This window comes from Paracoccus laeviglucosivorans (assembly GCF_900182695.1).
Taxonomy (GTDB): Bacteria; Pseudomonadota; Alphaproteobacteria; order Rhodobacterales; family Rhodobacteraceae; genus Paracoccus; species Paracoccus laeviglucosivorans.
Map to the genome: position 1 here is coordinate 102,258 of NZ_FXTK01000001.1, position 16,257 is coordinate 118,514.

The 16,257-nt window shown below is 63.3% G+C and carries 19 protein-coding genes and 1 tRNA gene; 6 read left to right on the forward strand and 14 right to left on the reverse strand.

Annotated features, from left to right (window positions below; genetic code table 11):
• Positions 1-56: 56 nt before the first annotated feature.
• Both FN835_RS00550 and FN835_RS00555 read left to right on the forward strand, forming a co-directional pair.
• Entirely contained in the window at positions 57-410 is a 354-nt protein-coding gene (locus FN835_RS00550) for a GFA family protein (protein WP_142661241.1), read from the forward strand.
• 38 nt (positions 411-448) lie between these two features.
• Complete coding sequence (locus FN835_RS00555; RefSeq protein WP_142661242.1) at positions 449-922, forward strand: molybdopterin-dependent oxidoreductase; 474 nt, start codon at positions 449-451, stop codon at positions 920-922.
• On the opposite strand, the gene moaA is transcribed toward FN835_RS00555, so the two are convergent.
• Positions 919-1,953 (reverse strand): GTP 3',8-cyclase MoaA, encoded by a 1,035-nt coding sequence (gene moaA, locus FN835_RS00560; RefSeq protein WP_185958535.1) that lies wholly within the window; start codon positions 1,951-1,953, stop codon positions 919-921. The two genes, FN835_RS00555 and moaA, sit on opposite strands and share 4 nt — an antisense overlap.
• 114 nt (positions 1,954-2,067) lie before the next feature.
• Between moaA and FN835_RS00565 the strand changes: the two genes are divergently transcribed.
• A complete protein-coding gene (locus FN835_RS00565; RefSeq protein WP_142661243.1) occupies positions 2,068-2,601 on the forward strand; it encodes a hypothetical protein in 534 nt (177 codons plus the stop codon).
• Here the strand turns inward: FN835_RS00565 and FN835_RS00570 are convergent.
• The gene (locus tag FN835_RS00570; protein WP_142661244.1) at positions 2,589-3,290 is read right to left on the reverse strand and encodes a DNA alkylation repair protein; all 702 of its coding nucleotides are present in this window, start codon (positions 3,288-3,290) and stop codon (positions 2,589-2,591) included. The two genes, FN835_RS00565 and FN835_RS00570, sit on opposite strands and share 13 nt — an antisense overlap.
• Before the next feature lie 111 nt (positions 3,291-3,401).
• On the opposite strand from FN835_RS00570, the gene FN835_RS00575 reads away from it, so the two are divergent.
• Positions 3,402-3,872 (forward strand): pyridoxamine 5'-phosphate oxidase family protein, encoded by a 471-nt coding sequence (locus tag FN835_RS00575; RefSeq protein ID WP_142661245.1) that lies wholly within the window; start codon positions 3,402-3,404, stop codon positions 3,870-3,872.
• Here FN835_RS00575 and FN835_RS00580 read toward each other — a convergent pair.
• The 5 genes from FN835_RS00580 to FN835_RS00600 form a co-directional block, all read right to left on the reverse strand.
• Positions 3,869-5,158 (reverse strand): PQQ-dependent sugar dehydrogenase, encoded by a 1,290-nt coding sequence (locus tag FN835_RS00580; RefSeq protein WP_142661246.1) that lies wholly within the window; start codon positions 5,156-5,158, stop codon positions 3,869-3,871. The two genes, FN835_RS00575 and FN835_RS00580, sit on opposite strands and share 4 nt — an antisense overlap.
• Before the next feature lie 387 nt (positions 5,159-5,545).
• The gene (locus FN835_RS00585) at positions 5,546-6,175 is read right to left on the reverse strand and encodes an SCO family protein (RefSeq protein WP_142661247.1); all 630 of its coding nucleotides are present in this window, start codon (positions 6,173-6,175) and stop codon (positions 5,546-5,548) included.
• Positions 6,162-7,118: a copper chaperone PCu(A)C domain-containing protein gene (locus tag FN835_RS00590; protein WP_142661248.1), complete on the reverse strand. Its 957-nt coding sequence runs from the start codon at positions 7,116-7,118 to the stop codon at positions 6,162-6,164. Before FN835_RS00590 ends, FN835_RS00585 begins: the two co-directional genes overlap by 14 nt.
• A 55-nt stretch (positions 7,119-7,173) precedes the next feature.
• Positions 7,174-7,608 (reverse strand): hypothetical protein, encoded by a 435-nt coding sequence (locus FN835_RS00595; protein WP_246098613.1) that lies wholly within the window; start codon positions 7,606-7,608, stop codon positions 7,174-7,176.
• Positions 7,609-8,010: 402 nt separating this feature from the next.
• A complete protein-coding gene (locus tag FN835_RS00600) occupies positions 8,011-8,418 on the reverse strand; it encodes a metallopeptidase family protein (protein WP_142661249.1) in 408 nt (135 codons plus the stop codon).
• 76 nt (positions 8,419-8,494) lie between these two features.
• On the opposite strand from FN835_RS00600, the gene gltX reads away from it, so the two are divergent.
• On the forward strand, positions 8,495-9,820 hold the full coding sequence (gene gltX / locus FN835_RS00605; protein WP_142661250.1) for a glutamate--tRNA ligase: 1,326 nt from the start codon (positions 8,495-8,497) through the stop codon (positions 9,818-9,820).
• Here gltX and FN835_RS00610 read toward each other — a convergent pair.
• A complete protein-coding gene (locus tag FN835_RS00610; RefSeq protein ID WP_221930377.1) occupies positions 9,817-10,443 on the reverse strand; it encodes a tyrosine-protein phosphatase in 627 nt (208 codons plus the stop codon). The genes gltX and FN835_RS00610 overlap by 4 nt on opposite strands.
• A 151-nt stretch (positions 10,444-10,594) precedes the next feature.
• On the opposite strand from FN835_RS00610, the gene FN835_RS00615 reads away from it, so the two are divergent.
• Positions 10,595-10,671 (forward strand) — tRNA-Met (locus tag FN835_RS00615).
• Positions 10,672-10,838: 167 nt separating this feature from the next.
• Here the strand turns inward: FN835_RS00615 and FN835_RS00620 are convergent.
• From FN835_RS00620 to yidC, 6 genes are all read right to left on the reverse strand, one after another.
• Complete coding sequence (locus FN835_RS00620) at positions 10,839-11,072, reverse strand: YjiS-like domain-containing protein (protein ID WP_246098614.1); 234 nt, start codon at positions 11,070-11,072, stop codon at positions 10,839-10,841.
• Positions 11,073-11,230: 158 nt separating this feature from the next.
• Entirely contained in the window at positions 11,231-11,749 is a 519-nt protein-coding gene (locus FN835_RS00625) for a SixA phosphatase family protein (RefSeq protein ID WP_142661252.1), read from the reverse strand.
• An 85-nt stretch (positions 11,750-11,834) separates the two neighbouring features.
• Positions 11,835-12,734, reverse strand: coding sequence for an acetylglutamate kinase (gene argB, locus FN835_RS00630; protein ID WP_142661532.1), 900 nt, complete (start codon positions 12,732-12,734; stop codon positions 11,835-11,837).
• 84 nt (positions 12,735-12,818) lie between these two features.
• Positions 12,819-13,469, reverse strand: a complete 651-nt coding sequence (gene yihA / locus FN835_RS00635; protein ID WP_142661253.1) for a ribosome biogenesis GTP-binding protein YihA/YsxC — start codon at positions 13,467-13,469, stop codon at positions 12,819-12,821.
• Positions 13,466-14,230, reverse strand: a complete 765-nt coding sequence (locus tag FN835_RS00640) for an MOSC domain-containing protein (protein WP_142661254.1) — start codon at positions 14,228-14,230, stop codon at positions 13,466-13,468. Before FN835_RS00640 ends, yihA begins: the two co-directional genes overlap by 4 nt.
• Entirely contained in the window at positions 14,227-16,149 is a 1,923-nt protein-coding gene (gene yidC, locus FN835_RS00645) for a membrane protein insertase YidC (RefSeq protein WP_142661255.1), read from the reverse strand. The genes FN835_RS00640 and yidC overlap by 4 nt, the downstream gene beginning before the upstream one ends.
• Positions 16,150-16,257: the final 108 nt, after the last annotated feature.

The window sequence follows — 16,257 nt, forward strand, 5'->3', positions numbered from 1 at the left end:
TGCGCGCCGCGCCACGCCATTAGACGATGCCCGTTGAGTCGTCAGGAGAGCATGGCATGACCAAGGCGCATTACACCGGCAGCTGCCAATGCGGCAGCATCGCATATGAGGTTCAGGCGGATCTGGACCAGACCTTCACCTGCAACTGCTCGCGCTGCCAGCGCATGGGTTTCGTGCTGACCATGGTGCCGCGGGCCGAATTTCACCTCACCAGCGACGGGCCGGTGACGGAATATCTGTTCAACCGCAAGGCCATCCAGCATCGCTTCTGTCCGACCTGCGGCGTCGAATCCTATGCGCTTGGCAAGGGCAAGGACGGGGCGGATATGGTGGCGGTGAACGTCAATTGCCTGTCGGGCGTGAACCCGCGCGCGCTTTCCAGTCAGGCAGTGGACGGCGCCAGCTACTAGGGCTTTGCGGTCGGGCGGGGCGATGCTAGGTTTGCGATATGCAAAGCTGGTCATATCGAATCGCTCCTGTCTTTCTGGCCGCTCTGCTGGCCATGCCCGCCGCCGCGGCCGAAACCGCGCAACTGACGGTCCCCGGTCACGAGGCCGAAGTGATTGACATGGCCGCGCTGTCACAATTGCCTGTGACCGAAGTTGCCTCGGCCTTTCGCAGTTCCAAGGGGATCGAGACAGGGGTCTACAAGGGCGTGCTGCTGTGGGATTTGCTCTCGGCCAAGGGGCTGGTCGATGATCCCAAGGCAGCGATGCGCCACACGATCCTGGTCAGTGCCGGCGACGGCCACCAGATCGCCTTTTCGGTCGGCGAAATCGCCCCGGAATTCGGCGCCCGCCCGATCCTGCTGGCCTATGAGATGAACGGCAAGCCCATTCCCGACGGGCTGCGCATGGTGGTGCCCGGCGACATGCGCGGGGCGCGTCACATCAAGGACATCGTGACGCTGGACTACCGCTAGCCGCCGGTATGGCTCATGAAGCGCGTGACCTGACCCGCGACATGGCGGCGCGAATAGTCGAAATCATGGCCCTTGGGCTTTCGGGTGATCGCCTCGCGGATCGCATCGCGGACCACGCCATCATCGGCACTGGCGCGCAAGGGCGCGCGCAGGTCGGCGCGGTCCTCCTGCCCCAGACACATGAACAGCTCACCCGTGCAGGTCAGCCGGACGCGGTTGCAGCTTTCGCAGAAATTATGCGTCAAGGGCGTGATGAAGCCGATCTTTTGCCCGGTATCGTTCACGCGGACATAGCGGGCGGGGCCGCCTGTCCGCTCGGCCAATGGCGTCAGGGCGTGGCGTTCCTCGATCCGGCGGCGCAGGTCGGACAGCGCCCAATACTGGTCAAGCCGCTGCTCCTCGCCCATGTCACCCATGGGCATGACCTCGATAAAGGTCAGGTCGTGGCCTCCGCCCGCGCACCAGTCCAGCAGGCCGAAAAGCTCATCTTCGTTAAAGCCCTTCAACGCGACGGTGTTGATCTTGACCTGCAGGCCCGCAGCCTTGGCGGCGGCGATACCTTCCAGCACCTGCGGCAGGCGGCCCCAGCGCGTGATCTGCGCGAAACGGTCCGCGTCCAGCGTATCCAACGACACATTGACCCGCCGCACCCCGCAATCGGCCAGTTCGCGGGCAAAACGCGCCAGTTGGCTGCCGTTCGTGGTCAGCGTCAGCTCGTCTAGCCCCTGCCCCAGATGGCGCGACATGGCGCGGAAGAACTCCATGATATTACGCCGCACCAGCGGCTCGCCCCCGGTCACGCGCAGCTTGCGCACGCCAAGGCCGACAAAGGCGCTGCACAGCCGGTCCAGCTCCTCAAGCGTCAGCAAGTCGCGTTTGGGCAGGAATTGCATATGTTCGGCCATGCAATAGGTGCAGCGGAAATCGCAACGATCCGTCACCGAAACCCGCAGATAGCTGATCGGGCGGTGGAAGGGATCGACAAGGGGGGCCAGCGCATCCATCCTTGGAATGTAAGACCGCGCCCGCATCGGCACAAGCCAGCCGAAAGGTTAATAGTGTCGTAACCAAGTTGCGTGGTTGCGGTGGACATCGCCCCGCGCCCACCCTTAGCCTGTCGGCAGACCAATCAGGGGGCAGCCGTCATGATCAATTCGTTTCCGCGGTTTCTGGGTGCATTAGCACTGCTTGCGATGGCGGCCTGCAACCAGACCGGCACGAACAGCGCCACTCAATCCGCGCCCAAGACTGATCCCGCGACCGGCCAGCCGGTGATTGCCGGGCCGGATCTGACGGGAACTGCGCCGCGCACGCCGGGCAAAGTCGTATCCGCCTCGACCATCGGGGCTTCGGCGGCGCAGACGGTGGCCAATCTGGACACCACCACCCGCACCGAAAAGGCCGAGGCGGCGGCACCAAAAACCGGCGGCCAGCGTCTGGGCACCACTGTCGCATCGCTGGGCGATCCTTCGCAGGCCGGATTCTGGATGAAGACGCCCCTGGTGCAGTCCGAAACCAACGGCCGGATCGTGAACCCCGCCACTGGTAAATCGGCCAATGTGCAGCTTATCCCGCTGGGTGGTCCGGCCAGTGGCGGCAGTCAGGTATCGCTGCCCGCCCTGCAAATGCTGGGCGTCAGCCTGACTGACCTGCCCACGCTTGAGGTTTATTCCGGCTGATCCTTGCGGTTTTCCGGCAACCAGCGCGATGCCTCGCGCCGGGCATAGGGTTTCAACCGCGCACCGTCCGCCGCCAGCCAGTCGCGCACGCGCTGCGGATCGTGCTTGGACAGGTCGCGCAACCACCAGCCGATGGCCTTCTGAATGAAATTCTCTCGGTCATCGGCCAGGCGCGACAGCCAGCCCAGCACTTGTTCGCGCTGCGCCAGATCGGCGGGCTTGGGATTGCGGATGCGGGTCCAGGGTAAGGTTCCGACCAAAGCCGCGCGACGCACCCAGAAATCGGGGTGCTCCAGCCAGCCCTGAACCTCATCCAGACGCGCTGGATCGGCGACCAGCCGCTTTTCCCCGGCCTTCATCACGTGATCGGCAATCGCCCAGCCATCGAATTGCGGCACCCATCCGGCGATCAGCTGCCAGACCGCATCATCGGGGCGGATCCGCGCCTGCGTCAGCAGCTTGGCCGCAGCGACCCGGCCTTCGTGGATGTCGCTGTCCCACAGGCGCGATGCCAGATCCAGCCGCGCGGGCAGGTCCAGCCCGTCCCGCCAGCCGCGCGCCAGCTCGTCGATCACCGGGACCGCGACGCCCAGATATTCGCGGGGCGTCTTGTGATAATCGGCAGCCTGCGCGGCTTTCTCGGGCTCTGCCAGCGCGCGCAATTGCGCCAGTTCGGGAAAATCTGTCATGCCGCGCTCCTTCGTCATTTCGGACGCTTGAACCTGCGCGGCTGACAAATGTCAAATCCCGGAACCGCGCCCACCCCGCCACGTTGGCCTAGGTCGATACGGAGGATCAAGATGACCGACCAACAGACCTTCTGGAAGCGCCTTGACGGAATCAACGCCGGAATGCTGGGCAGCACCCAACATCTGAACTTCGTGCCCATGTCACATTATGCCGACCCCGATCAGGGCGCGTTGTGGTTCATCACCGCGCATGGCACCGATCTGGAAAAGCTGGCCACTGCCGGCCCTTATGACGCGATGCACATTGTGGGCGATGCCTCGGGCAAGCTTTGGGCGCGGATCGAGGGGCAGATCGAACTGTCCGACGACCGCGAAAAGCTGGACGAAATCTGGGGTGCCGTCGCATCGGCCTGGTTCGAGGACGGTGAGCAGGATTCCGATGTCCGCCTGCTGAAATTCACCCTGACCGGGGCCGAGGTCTGGTCTACGACGGGCGGCCTGGGCTTCCTGTATCAGGTCGCCAAGGCCAATATCACCGGCGCCAAGCCCGACATCGGCGAACATTTCACGCTAAGCTTTTAGGCCGCAGACACCCGCCAGATGACATCGCCCACGTCATCGGCCATCAGCAGCGACTTGCCGTCCGGTCCGATCGCGACACCGACCGGGCGGCCCCGCGAAAACTTCTCATCCTCGGACAGGAAGCCCGAAAGGATGTCGCGCGGCGGACCCGAGGGGCGGCCATTCGCAAAGGGCACGAAGATCAGCTTGTAGCCGCTAAGGACCGAACGGTTCCACGAGCCATGCTGACCGATCACCATCCCATCGCCAAATCCGGGCAGCGTCCCTGCAGGCATCCAGCACAGCCCCAGCGACGCGGTATGCCCGCCCAATGCGTAGTCGGGCTGCAACGCCGATGCGACCAGCCCGGCATCCTGCGGCACGCGGTCATCAACGGTCTGGCCCCAATAGCAATAGGGCCAACCATAGAAACCGCCATCCTTGACCGAAGTCAGATAGTCGGGCGGCGTTTCATCGCCCAGCCCGTCGCGTTCGTTCACGACGGTCCACAGCGCGCCTGTCTGCGGCTCCCATGCAAGGCCCACGGGGTTGCGAAGACCGCCCGCAAAGATGCGCGCATTGCCGGTTTCCAGATCCAGTTCCCAGATGGCGGCGCGGCCCTTTTCGACCTCCATCCCGCTGTCACCGATATTCGAAAGCGAGCCGACGCCCGCATAGATGCGCTTGCCGTCGGGGGACGCCAGCAGACTGCGCGTCCAATGCCCGCCGGGTTTGAATTCGACCAGACGCTTGCCCGCCCCTTCCAGCCGCACCGCGCCCGGAACATAGGGAAACGACACGATCCCATCGGTATTGCCCAGATAAAAGGTGTCGCCGACCAAAGCCATGCCAAAGGGCTGGTGCTGGTTCTCGACAAAAACCTCGCGTGTTTCGGCCACACCGTCACCATCGCTGTCGCGCCACAGGGTCACGCGGTTGGCGCTGTGGCCTGTGGCTTTGGCACGACGCATGGTGGCGACCATGGCGTGATCCATCAGGTCGCGGGGCTTGCGTTCCTGCTGCAATGCCTCGGCCACCAGCACGTCGCCATTGGGCAGCACCTCGATCCAGCGGGGGTGCTGCAATTCGGTGGCAAAGGCGTTGACCTGCAACCCGGCGGCGGCTTTGGGCTTTTCGCCCAAGGCCCATCCCCGCGCTGTCGGCATCTTCAGCGTCATGATCCCCTGTTCCCGCGCCTGCGGGATCGAGGGCGAATCGCCCATCGCCTGCTGCGGCGGAAGGTGCCTTTTGCGCAGCGCGACCATCACCGCACCCACCGCCTGCACCGCCTTTGCCATCAAATCCATCTGCCGTCCTCCGCTGGTTGCGCAAAGGCTAGCGATGGGGCGCGGCGGGTCAAGTATGCGGGAACGCTGTAAAATGTCAGATGCGGAAAAATCAGCACTTAATTTCCGACAAATAATATCAACTATTTGATTTGCAAGGATTTTCCTTGACGCCCCTGCTTGTGGCCGATATTCAGGCTGCAACGGAACAGCAAGCAAGCGATCACGCCAGCCAGCCCTCCGTCATCTCTGACATTTCCGCGCGACAAGGCAGCCATGGGTCATTTCCCAGCCACCAAGACCGCGCAATGAAAAGCCCGGCACATCGCCACCCAGCCACAGGCCCGGTCGCCATTGTCCCCAGCCCTTCATGGAAAACGCCGCCCCATTCGGGCGGCGTTTCCTGTTTCAGCTTGCCAGCAGGCGGTTCAGGCTGTCGCGCACCCTCTCCGGGTCTTCCTGATAGCCGATCAGACCCGCGTAGTTGCCGTTGGCGTCGAACAGCAGAACCATTGCGGAATGGTCCATGGTGTAATCGCCGCCTTCGGTCGGGACTTTCTTGGCATAGATGCGAAAGGCACGCGTGGCCTTGGCGACTTCCTCGGCCGAGCCGGAAACACCCGTCACGCCCGGCACCCATGAGACGTATTCGCCCAGCGTTTCGGGTGTATCGCGTTCGGGATCGACGGTGACGAAAAAGACGCGCAGGCTTTTGCCCTGTTCGCCCAGCTCCTCTTGCCAGCCAGCGATGTCGCCCAGCGTCGTGGGGCAGACATCGGGGCAATGCGTAAAGCCGAAGAACACAGCCGAGGCCGCACCTTTCAGCGTGTCTTGCGTGAAAGGCGTCCCGTCCGAGGCGACAAGCTGATAATCACCGCGGCCAAGGCTGTCGATGCCCGATTCGGAAAGCGTCTGCAGGCGTGGTGAGATCAGCAGGAACCACGCCGCCGCCATCAATGCCAGCGCGACCAGCGACCACAGCAGCAGACGGATCATGCGCAGCGGATTGCCGCCCTTGGGATCGTTAGTGGTGGGCATGTTCCGCTCCTTTCGCGTTGATCGGGCCGACGGGCAGCGTCACATCGACTTGCCCGGCCTGTTCGAACACCAGCGTCAGGGGCACGGTTTCCCCTTGGGCCAGCGGTTGTGTCAGGTCCATCAGCATCAGGTGATAGCCGCCCGGTTTCAATTCGACCGTCTGGCCCGCGCGCAGCGGCACACCATCGGGCAGTTGCCGCATCTTCATCACGTCGCCCTGCATCGTCATCTCGTGGATTTCGACACTTCCGGCGATGGGGCTGGTGGCCGAGACAAGACGGTCATCCGTGTCCCCGTCATTCTTCAGCACCATGAAGCCGCCCGCGATCCTGGCCCCCGGCGGCGTCGCGCGGGTGAACTGCCCCGAAATGCCAATATCACCCAGCATGACCGCGCCCGGCGCGTCATGGCCACCATGCGCGTGCTGATCGCCCTTTGCCTGCGTGATCACCAGCGCGGGCGCAGGGTTCGGCACGGCTGCGGCCCCGGTCACGTCCACCCATTTTTCCTTTGCGCCATCGCATTCCTGCACGGTCGGGAAAAAGATCGTGCTGCCCGCCGCAAGCTCGGGTCCGACAGTGCCGCGAAAGGTGAACTCGTCATACCATTCGTCAGGCAATTCGCCCCCGGTCCAGACAATCTCGCGCACGCCTTCGGTCATCTGCGTGCCGTGATTGTTGAATGGCTTGGCATATGCGCCGGTCGTGGTTTGCAGCTGCCAGCCCGGCTTGGGCATGGGCTTGGCGTCATAGAACCCATCGGGAATGGTGACGCGCAGCGTGCGCGTGGCCTTGTCGCCGCAACCATGCCCGACCCGCAGCACGGCCTTATAGCCGCCACCCGCCGCCGCCTCGGGCTGTTCCAGCGTGACATGCGCCAAAGCCGGGCTGCTGGCCGTCGCAAGCATCGCGCCCAGCAGGGCGCCAGAAATCCTGTTCTTCATCTGTGTCCATCGTCCCAAAAGATCGTCCGGCGGTCGCCCGCCACCCGCAATCCGGTCAGACGATGGATGGTGGCCCACGCGCCGATGGCGCCGGCCGAGGCAGCGACCAAAGGCCACCGGGCATGAACGGACCGGGATCGATCACCACATGCGTCGTCTGCGACGCGGGCAGCAAGGCCGGGCCAGCGCCCAGCACAGGCTGACCATGCAAGGCCCACCCGCAACTGGGGTGACGATCGCCCGGCGCATGTCGGTCCAGTTCCGAGACCGGCGTCAGCGTGCCATCTGCGGCCACCGCCATCTCGACCGGGGTATCGCTGCCGCATAGCACGACCATCACGCGGCCCTGCGCATCGGCCGTCAGCATCGTGTCGGGCTGGATCAGCGAAAAGCCAAGAAAAGGCAGCACGACCAGCAGGCGCAACAGACGCGACAGCGTGGCGCGGATCGCGCCGTTGCCTGTCCCGGTTGCCGTTCTGCCAAATGCCATCGTCGCGCTTTCCCCCACTGCCGTCCGTGCTGCCAGAAAAAGCGTTGCGGGAAAAGTATCAGCTTTGTCGCAGGCCGGGGATTGGCGGCGGGGGCACTGCAACCGCCGCCAGACACCCTGCTGCTTTGGACCCGCACCGGATCCGGTTCGGGACGGGCGTGGGTCAAGCACCAGCGCGCCAAGCAGCGGCCTTTAGTCCAATCCGACCAAGGCTTACAACGTCCTAGACGGTAATGTTTCGCTACGTCAATTCTTCATTACGATCACGTCAACGAGAGTTGCCCAAACGGCGATCATTTGCCCATACCAAAGGTGGAGCCACCGCGCGCAAGAAGCGGCTTTTCGTCGAAAACCTGCAGCAAGTATTCACTCATCACCACGCAGCCTGCGCTCAGGGCGATGTCATTCCCACCAGCGATCTATGGCAGCGATGTCGTCATCCGACCAGCCAAAGTGATGCGCGAATTCGTGGATCACCACATGCGCCACCAGTGCATACAGCGTCACGTCGCCGCGCGATGCCCATTCATCCAGAATGGCGCGGCGAAACAGCCAGACCGTATCGGGGAAATGCTGCGGCTCGCTGGCCGATTTCTCGGTCATGGGCACACCGTCATAAAGCCCGGTCAGCTCCAGCGGATCGTCGATCTCCAGCTCATCCAGAAATTCTTCGGAGGCGAAATCCTCGACGCGCAGCACGACCTGGGCGGCGGGGCCCGCAAATTCCGGCGGCAGACCGGCGATCGCCTCTCGCGCCATCTCATCAATGATGGTCGCATCGGGGGCCTCGGCATTCTTCCAGTCAATCATGCGCTAACCTCTGTTTGCCCCCTGATATGGACAAAAACTGCCGTTTGTGAAAGAGCGAAGCGGACAGGAGAACGTCATGACAACCACCCGTTTCGCCCCCTCGCCCACCGGCCACATCCATGTCGGCAACCTCCGCACCGCGCTGATGAACTACCTGATTGCGCGGAAATCCGGCGGCACCTTCATCCTGCGGCTTGACGATACCGACCGTGAACGGTCCAAGCAGGAATATGCAGACGGCATCCAGCGCGATCTGGAATGGCTGGGTCTGGAATGGGATCGGGTGGAACGCCAGTCCGACCGTCTTGACCGCTATGCCGAAGCCGCCGATGGCCTGCGCGCCGCGAACCGGCTTTACGAAGTGTTCGAGACGCCGACCGAACTGGACCTGAAACGCAAGAAGCAGCTCAATATGGGCAAGCCCCCGGTTTACGACCGTGCGGGGCTGAAGCTTTCCGCCGATGAAATCGCGAAGCTGCGCGCCGAAGGCCGCGACGGCTATTGGCGCTTCCTGCTGGATCAGGAGCGGATCGAGTGGAATGACGGCATCCTTGGCGACATTTCCATCGATGCGGCCAGCGTGTCCGACCCGGTGCTGATCCGCGCCGATGGTCAGGTGCTTTACACATTCGCATCCTCGGTCGATGACGCGGATATGGGCGTGACCCATATCGTGCGCGGCGCGGACCACGTGACGAACACAGCGACCCAGATCCAGATCATTCGCGCGCTGGGTGCCACCCCGCCCGCATTTGCGCATCACAGTCTGTTGACCGGCCCGCAGGGCGAAGAACTGTCCAAGCGCCTTGGCGTTCTGGCGCTGAAGGATCTGCGCGAAAACGGCGTGGCCCCGCAGGCGCTGCTGTCGCTGATGGCGCGGCTGGGTTCGTCGCAGCCGGTGGAACTGCGCATGTCGCTGGACGATCTGGCGGACGGTTTCGATCTGTCGCAATTCGGCGCCTCGCCCACCAAGTTCGATGCCGAAGACCTGTGGCCGCTGACGCGCGAAGCGAACCAATCCAAGCCTTTTGCCGAGGTCGCCCCCCGCATCGCAGCCCTTGGCGTGCCGGCCGATCTGGCCGAGCGTTTCTGGCGCGTGGCGTCGCAGAACATCACCAAGCTGGATGATCTGGCGGCATGGTGGGACATCTTCTCGAACGGGGCCGAGCCGCAGATCGACCCCGAGGATACCGATTTCATCGCGCAGGCCATGACGCTGCTGCCACCGCCGCCCTATAACGACGCGACTTGGGGCGAGTTCACCGCAGCGGTCAAGGAAGCCACGGGCCGCAAGGGCAAAGGGCTCTTCATGCCGCTACGCAAGGCGCTGACCGGTCAGGCACACGGCCCGGACATGTCCGACGTGATGCCGCTGCTGCAGGTCGTGCGCGCCAAGGGCTAACGGCCCGCGACCCCCAGCAGGGGTGCCATCCGCTGCCAGCTAAGATCCATGGCCCAGGTCTGCGAATGACCCGGAATAGCCAGATGACCAAAGACCGGGGACAGGTGCCATTCCGCCTGCTCCCCGGTGCCATTTTTCAGCCCCGCGATATACAGCGCCGCCGCCAGTCCTGTGCGATCCGCACCGCCTTCGCAATGGATCAGCACCGGCTTTGGTGCATCGCGCATCATCTGGATCAGGCGCAGCGCATCCTCGGTCTGCAATTCGCGACGCGCGGACATGCTGAAATCGAGATGCTCGATCCCCAGACGGCTCGCCGTGGCGCGTTCCGCATCATACCAATCCGTGCCGCGATTCTCTCCGCGCAGGTTGATGATGCTGGCGATGCCCAGCCGGGAATGCACGCTTTCGATCTGCGTCGGCGATAGCTGCCCCGAACGGTAGGCCTCTCCGCCGACGATGGTGGTGAAGTTGCCCGAGTAATAGCCGATCATGAAATAGCTAAGGATCAGGCCGAAGCAGCAGGCCAGCGCGGCAATCATGCGGCGCAGCCATCCCAATCGCCAAGGGCGTATCTGCGGCAGGCTTAGACCACGGCTTATTGGCTGGGAGACGATGCTCATAAGTCGCTCGGGGCTGGCAAATCTGATGGCTACATCGTCGCTGTTTTTGGCAACGAATCCGCGACACTTCTGCGCGATTACGATTTGGCGAAAATAGTGCGGAATGGCGCTTGACGCCCCCCGCTACTCGCCGTAATTACCCCGCACCCGTGGCGGAGTAGCTCAGCTGGTTAGAGCAGAGGAATCATAATCCTTGTGTCGGGGGTTCAAATCCCTCCTCCGCTACCATTTCCCTTCAGATGAAAAGACGATCACCGGATCGCCCGGCAACCACATGCCAGCGGTCCCGTTTTTCGCTTTGAACCAAGCATTCAAGCAAAAAAGAAGCGCCGTAAGCCCTTGGGCTGACGGCGCGTTCACATGGCCCCAGGACGGGTGCCGAACTGGCCCGAGGGTCAGGCAGCCAGATGCTTTGCAACCGCAGCCTTGCGGGCTTCGGCGGCCAGACGGGCGATGTCAAGGCGGCTGATACCCAGATCTGCCAGATCGCGGTCGCGCAGCGCGTTCAGTTCTTCGGTCGTGCGTTTGGCCACGCGACGGCCCAGGATATATGCGTTGATCGAGCCGATCAGCTTGGCAACAAGGCCATTGTCGTTGCGGCGTTCGATATTCGTGGCGGTCAGCGTCATCATTCTCTCCGTTCATCTACCGTTTGTTTGCGCTAACAAAGATAGATGCCGCAGCGCAGCATTTGCAGAGCGGTTTTTGACATTCCCGCTATGCCGTCCGCGAATACATTCGGGCCATCCGCTCATCTATATGAAGATATATCGCCAAATTGCGGGGATCAGTCGCGCCCGTCGATCCTGACGAAATCCAGAACACTGCCCTGCCCCGGCTGCAATTCCGACCAACCCTGTATCTGGAAATCCACGACCAGCGTCGCTGCGGTCGGATAACGGCGGAATTCCGGGTCCAGCGGCGCACGCGCTGGCAGCATGGCCGCGAATTCCGAGATGCCCGGATTATGACCCAGCATCATCACGGTCGGCGCTTCGGCGCTACGCAACACCGTCAGCATCTCTTCCGGCGAGGCGTGATACAGATCATGTTCGAAACGCACATTCGGGCGCACTTCAAGCGGTGCGATCGCCACCCGCTCCCACGTTTCGCGGGTGCGCTGCGAGGTCGAGCACAGCACCTCCTCGGGTTCATAGCCGCGGCTGGCAAGCCAGTCCCCCAGCGCGCGTGCGGAACGGCGGCCACGATCGTTCAGCGGGCGGTCATGGTCTGGCTGCGAGGGGTCGTCCCAGGACGATTTCGCGTGGCGTGTCAGAATCAGCCGGCAGTGTCCAAGCGGAGTCATACAATTGCCTTTGCGACCGTAATGTGAATTCAGCCGAAGCCTGCCACAGCTTTCCGTAGCCGGGCAAGCCTCGATTCCGAAGGGATTACAGTTCGGTCCCGCCCTGCCGCAAACCGTGGGGTTTCACGCGGGGCTCGGTGGTGCGGATCAGCGAACCGGCACCATGCTCGGTAAACAACTCCAGCAGGGTGGCATTGGGGACGCGGCCATCAAGGATGACCACGGCGCGCACGCCTTCCTCAACCGCTTTCAGCGCGGTTTCGGTCTTGGGGATCATGCCGCCCGCAATCGTGCCATCGGCGATCATCGCCTTGACCTGATCGGGATGCATTGATGTCACCACCTCGCCCGAGGCGTCCTTGACGCCTGACACATCGGTCAGCAGCAGCAGGCGATCGGCCTTCAGCGCACCGGCAATCGCGCCGGCTGCCGTGTCGCCGTTGACGTTGAACGTCTCATTGTCGGCCATGCCGGTCGCCACAGGTGCGATGACCGGAATCAGGCCCGCATTGTAAAGGTCGCGGATGATCTGCACGTTCATTTCGACAGGCCGACCGACGAAGCCCAGTTCTGGGTCGTCCGCCTCGCAGACCATCAGGTCGTCATCCTTGCCCGAGATGCCGACGGCACGGCCGCCCGCATCGTTGATCGCCTGCACGATGCGCTTATTGACCAGACCGGACAGGACCATCTCGACCACCTCGACGGTCTCGCGGGTCGTGACGCGCTTGCCGCGCACGAAATTGCTTTCGATGCCCAGCTTGTTCAGCAAATCGTTGATCATCGGACCGCCGCCATGCACGACGACCGGGTGGATGCCCACTTGCTTCATCAGCACGATGTCGCTGGCGAATTCGGCCATCGCTTCGTCGTCGCCCATAGCATTGCCGCCGAACTTGACCACCACAACCGCACCCGAATAGCGCTGCATATAAGGCAGTGCTTCGGAAAGTGTGCGTGCGGTGGCCATAAAGTCGCGGTTCATGTTCTGCTTTCTCATGATGGACCCCTGTTCGTTGCGATGGACCCTAGGACCGTTGCGGGCCAAGGTCCAGAGGATCGGTCCGGCTCATTCAAGCCCGGCGATGATGGCGCGCAGCGTGGCGATGCCTTGCCCCTTGTCCGAACTGGTGATCACGATTTCGGGATAGGCGGCGGGGTGCTTCTGCAGCGCCTCCTCGACCTGCGCGACGGTGGCGGTCATGGTGTCGCGGCCGATCTTGTCGCCCTTGGTCAGCACCACCTGAAACGGCACGGCGGCGCGATCCAACAGGCGCATGATCTCATGGTCCACGTCCTTGACGCCGTGGCGCGAATCGATCAGCGCGAAAGCCCGGCGCAGCGTCGGACGCCCCGAGAGATAGTTCTTCAGCAGGGCCTGCCATTTCGCGACGACCGCCACCGGCGCCTTGGCAAAGCCATAGCCCGGCAGGTCGACCAGATACGAATGCTCACCCAGCGTAAAATAGTTCACTTCCTGCGTGCGGCCCGGCGTGTTCGAGGCGCGGGCAAGGCCCGATCGCCCGGTCAGCGCATTGATCAGGCTGGATTTTCCCACGTTCGAACGGCCCGCAAAGCAGACCTCGGGGCGGTCGGCGGGCGGCAGGCCGTCCATGGCGACCACGCCCTTGAGGAAATCGACCGGACCGGCGAACAGCTTGCGCGCGGCCTCGGCCAGTTCGGGTTCGGGTTCGGGGGCGACGGGGAAGGCAACCTTCATGCGCGGATCTCGTCCTTGAGGGCGATCTCGCCGCCGGTGACGACTTCGGCGTAGATGCCAAAGTCCTTGTGGCCGAACTGCGCCTGCAACGCGGCAGGCATGTCGATGTCAATTTCGCCGGTCCTGGTGTCGGCGCTGGTCGCAGCGCAGCGGCCGATCGTCTCGGTCACCCGCAGTTCGACCCCGCCGATCGTCAGGATATGGCCCACCAGATCGCGTTCGGCATAAGCCTCCCAACCCTCGACCCACAGGTTGGCGCGCCAACGCTCGATTCCCAAGGGCTGACCCAGCCGCGTTTCCAGGTCGCGCAGGCTGGACAGCGACAGGATCGAAATCCACGGCTGGTTCACATCGGTCCAGCCGGTCGGCCCCTGCACCAGACGGGTGGGCACGGGCTTGTCGGCGGGCCAAAGCGGCTGCACCCAGTTCAGCAGCTTGTCGCCTTCGGTTTCGGGATCAAAGCGCAGGTCCGGGCGGGTGGGATGGCGCAGCGTCATCGCACCGTGTGGCACGCCGTCGCCCCAGCCCCCCTCAACCGCTTGCAGCGCAGCCGAAGCCGCGCCGCGCATGAAACAGGATTTCGGCAGCCAGCGGGCGGGGCGTTCGCCCGGCCCGGCATGACGCTCGCCGCCTTCGGTCAGCATCGCCCACAGCCGATCCCCCGGCAGACGCTGGGCCGCGCGCAGCGGTGTGCGGGCAAGATCCTCACCCCCCAGCGACTTGACCGGATGCCGCCTGATCCGGGCGATATGGGCGGTCATTTACCGCCCTTGTTGCCGGTCTTGGCTGCGGGCTTTTCGGCCTTGTCATCCCCCTTGCCGCGCGATGGCAGGCTGGAGCGGATATTGCCGAAGAAGTCGGGCCGGTGTCCGTGCATCGACATGATCGTGTATTGCTGCGCGATCGTAATGAAGTTGTTGGTGATCCAGTACAGCACCAGACCCGAGGCGAAGCCGCCCAGCATGAACATGAACACCCACGGCATCCACGCAAAGATCATCTTCTGCGCCGGATCGGCGGGTGCCGGGTTCAGTTTCTGCTGCATCCACATCGAGATGCCCAGAACAATCGCCAGCACTGGCAGCGTGAAGCTGTGCAGGAAGCTGCCAGCGCCGGGGGTTGCCCAGGGCAGCATGCCGAACAGGTTCCAAAGGCTGGTCGGATCGGGCGCGGACATGTCATGGATCCAGCCGATCCACGGCGCATGCCGCAGTTCGATGGTGACGAAGATCACCTTGTAGAGCGAGAAGAAGATCGGGATCTGCAGCAGCACCGGAAGGCAGCCCGCGGCGGGGTTCACCTTTTCGCGCTTGTAAAGCTCCATTACCTCTTTTTGGTATTTCATGCGGTCGTCGCCGACGCGTTCTTTGATCTCCTCCATCCGGGGCTGCAATTCCTTCATCTTCGCCATCGAGATGTAGGATTTGCGCGCCAGCGGGAAGACCAGCAGCTTCAGGATGAAGGTCAGTGCGATGATCGACCAACCCATGTTGCCGATGAAGCCGTGCAGCCAGTGCAGCAGGCGGAAGATCGGCTTGGTCAGGAAGTAGAACCAGCCCCAGTCGATCGAGTCGACAAAGCGGTCGATGCCGGGGTTCTGCTGATAGCCGTTGATCGTTTCCCAGACCTTGGCACCGGCGAACAGATAGCTGGAGCTGGTCGCGGTCGCGCCCGGCGCCACGGTTTCCACCGCCATGCGGGTTTCGGTCTGATAGATGTCGGCGCCGGGGGCGTATTTCACCACCGCCGTGAAGGGCGTGCCCGGAGCCGGGGCCAGCGTCGTCATCCAGTATTTGTCGGTAAAGCCGACCCAGCCGTTTTCCTTGACATCGACCAGTTGCGCCGGGCCTTCGCCTGCGGTCGGGTCCAGTTCGGTCAGGGCCTTGTATTTTTCTTCCAGCAGCTTGCCGTCGGTCATGCCGACCGCGCCTTCGTGCAGGACGAAGAAGTTCTGGGTATCGGGCTTGCCGTGACGCGCAAGAATCCCATAAGGCGCAGCCGCAAAGGGTGCCGTCCCCGTGTTCTCCAGCGTCTGGGTCACGGTGAACAGGAACTTGTCATCCAGTTCATAGATGCGGCGGAAGATCTGACCTGCGCCATTGTCCCAGCGCAGCGTGACAGGCTTGCCCGGCGACAGCACATCGCCCGACTCGACCTGCCAGATCGTCGCGGGGCCGGGAACCAGCGCGGGATCAGTGCCCTGTGCGGGCATCCAGCCGTAAACGGCGTAATAAGGCTTCTGCACCGCCACCGAAGGATCGCCACCCGGCGCAACCGGCGAGCCGTCGGCCTTGACCGCCAGTTGCGAGGTCGGCGACAGCAGCCGCACATAGGGCGAATTCGGGTCCAGCGTTTCGTGATAGCCGGTCAGCTCCAGATCGTCGATGCGACCACCTGCGAGCGAGATCGAGCCTTTCAGCGAGGGCGATTCGATCTGGAAACGGCCAGCCTGCGCCGCGGCATCCGCAGCGGGTGTTGCCGCCGCACCAAGCGCGGGGGCCGTGCCGGTCTGACCCGCAGCCTGCGGCGCTGCCGGAGCGGTCTGGCCATCAACCGTCTGGGTCTGCGCGGTTTCCTGCGGCGGAGTCGTCGGCTCCGGCGCGAAAAAGATCGACCAGACCAGAATGACGAGGGCCGAGAGCACCATCGCCAGGATGAGGTTGCGGTTGTTATCTTCCATGCCGGATCAGCCCTTCGTCGTCTGCGACCCCAATGGGTTCGGGCCGCTTCAACAGAAGCGACCGGCAAAGGTCAAGGGAATTTGCCGAAAACCGCGCGTAGCGGCCTG

What these genes read in the sequence shown, in the direction of transcription:
- FN835_RS00550 (WP_142661241.1), top strand. Translation starts at nt 57, where the DNA reads ATGACCAAGGCGCATTACACCGGCAGCTGCCAATGCGGCAGCATCGCA.
- FN835_RS00555 (WP_142661242.1), top strand. Translation starts at nt 449, where the DNA reads ATGCAAAGCTGGTCATATCGAATCGCTCCTGTCTTTCTGGCCGCTCTG.
- moaA (WP_185958535.1), bottom strand. Translation starts at nt 1,953, where the DNA reads ATGCGGGCGCGGTCTTACATTCCAAGGATGGATGCGCTGGCCCCCCTT.
- FN835_RS00565 (WP_142661243.1), top strand. Translation starts at nt 2,068, where the DNA reads ATGATCAATTCGTTTCCGCGGTTTCTGGGTGCATTAGCACTGCTTGCG.
- FN835_RS00570 (WP_142661244.1), bottom strand. Translation starts at nt 3,290, where the DNA reads ATGACAGATTTTCCCGAACTGGCGCAATTGCGCGCGCTGGCAGAGCCC.
- FN835_RS00575 (WP_142661245.1), top strand. Translation starts at nt 3,402, where the DNA reads ATGACCGACCAACAGACCTTCTGGAAGCGCCTTGACGGAATCAACGCC.
- FN835_RS00580 (WP_142661246.1), bottom strand. Translation starts at nt 5,158, where the DNA reads ATGGATTTGATGGCAAAGGCGGTGCAGGCGGTGGGTGCGGTGATGGTC.
- FN835_RS00585 (WP_142661247.1), bottom strand. Translation starts at nt 6,175, where the DNA reads ATGCCCACCACTAACGATCCCAAGGGCGGCAATCCGCTGCGCATGATC.
- FN835_RS00590 (WP_142661248.1), bottom strand. Translation starts at nt 7,118, where the DNA reads ATGAAGAACAGGATTTCTGGCGCCCTGCTGGGCGCGATGCTTGCGACG.
- FN835_RS00595 (WP_246098613.1), bottom strand. Translation starts at nt 7,608, where the DNA reads ATGGCATTTGGCAGAACGGCAACCGGGACAGGCAACGGCGCGATCCGC.
- FN835_RS00600 (WP_142661249.1), bottom strand. Translation starts at nt 8,418, where the DNA reads ATGATTGACTGGAAGAATGCCGAGGCCCCCGATGCGACCATCATTGAT.
- gltX (WP_142661250.1), top strand. Translation starts at nt 8,495, where the DNA reads ATGACAACCACCCGTTTCGCCCCCTCGCCCACCGGCCACATCCATGTC.
- FN835_RS00610 (WP_221930377.1), bottom strand. Translation starts at nt 10,443, where the DNA reads ATGAGCATCGTCTCCCAGCCAATAAGCCGTGGTCTAAGCCTGCCGCAG.
- FN835_RS00620 (WP_246098614.1), bottom strand. Translation starts at nt 11,072, where the DNA reads ATGACGCTGACCGCCACGAATATCGAACGCCGCAACGACAATGGCCTT.
- FN835_RS00625 (WP_142661252.1), bottom strand. Translation starts at nt 11,749, where the DNA reads ATGACTCCGCTTGGACACTGCCGGCTGATTCTGACACGCCACGCGAAA.
- argB (WP_142661532.1), bottom strand. Translation starts at nt 12,734, where the DNA reads ATGAACCGCGACTTTATGGCCACCGCACGCACACTTTCCGAAGCACTG.
- yihA (WP_142661253.1), bottom strand. Translation starts at nt 13,469, where the DNA reads ATGAAGGTTGCCTTCCCCGTCGCCCCCGAACCCGAACCCGAACTGGCC.
- FN835_RS00640 (WP_142661254.1), bottom strand. Translation starts at nt 14,230, where the DNA reads ATGACCGCCCATATCGCCCGGATCAGGCGGCATCCGGTCAAGTCGCTG.
- yidC (WP_142661255.1), bottom strand. Translation starts at nt 16,149, where the DNA reads ATGGAAGATAACAACCGCAACCTCATCCTGGCGATGGTGCTCTCGGCC.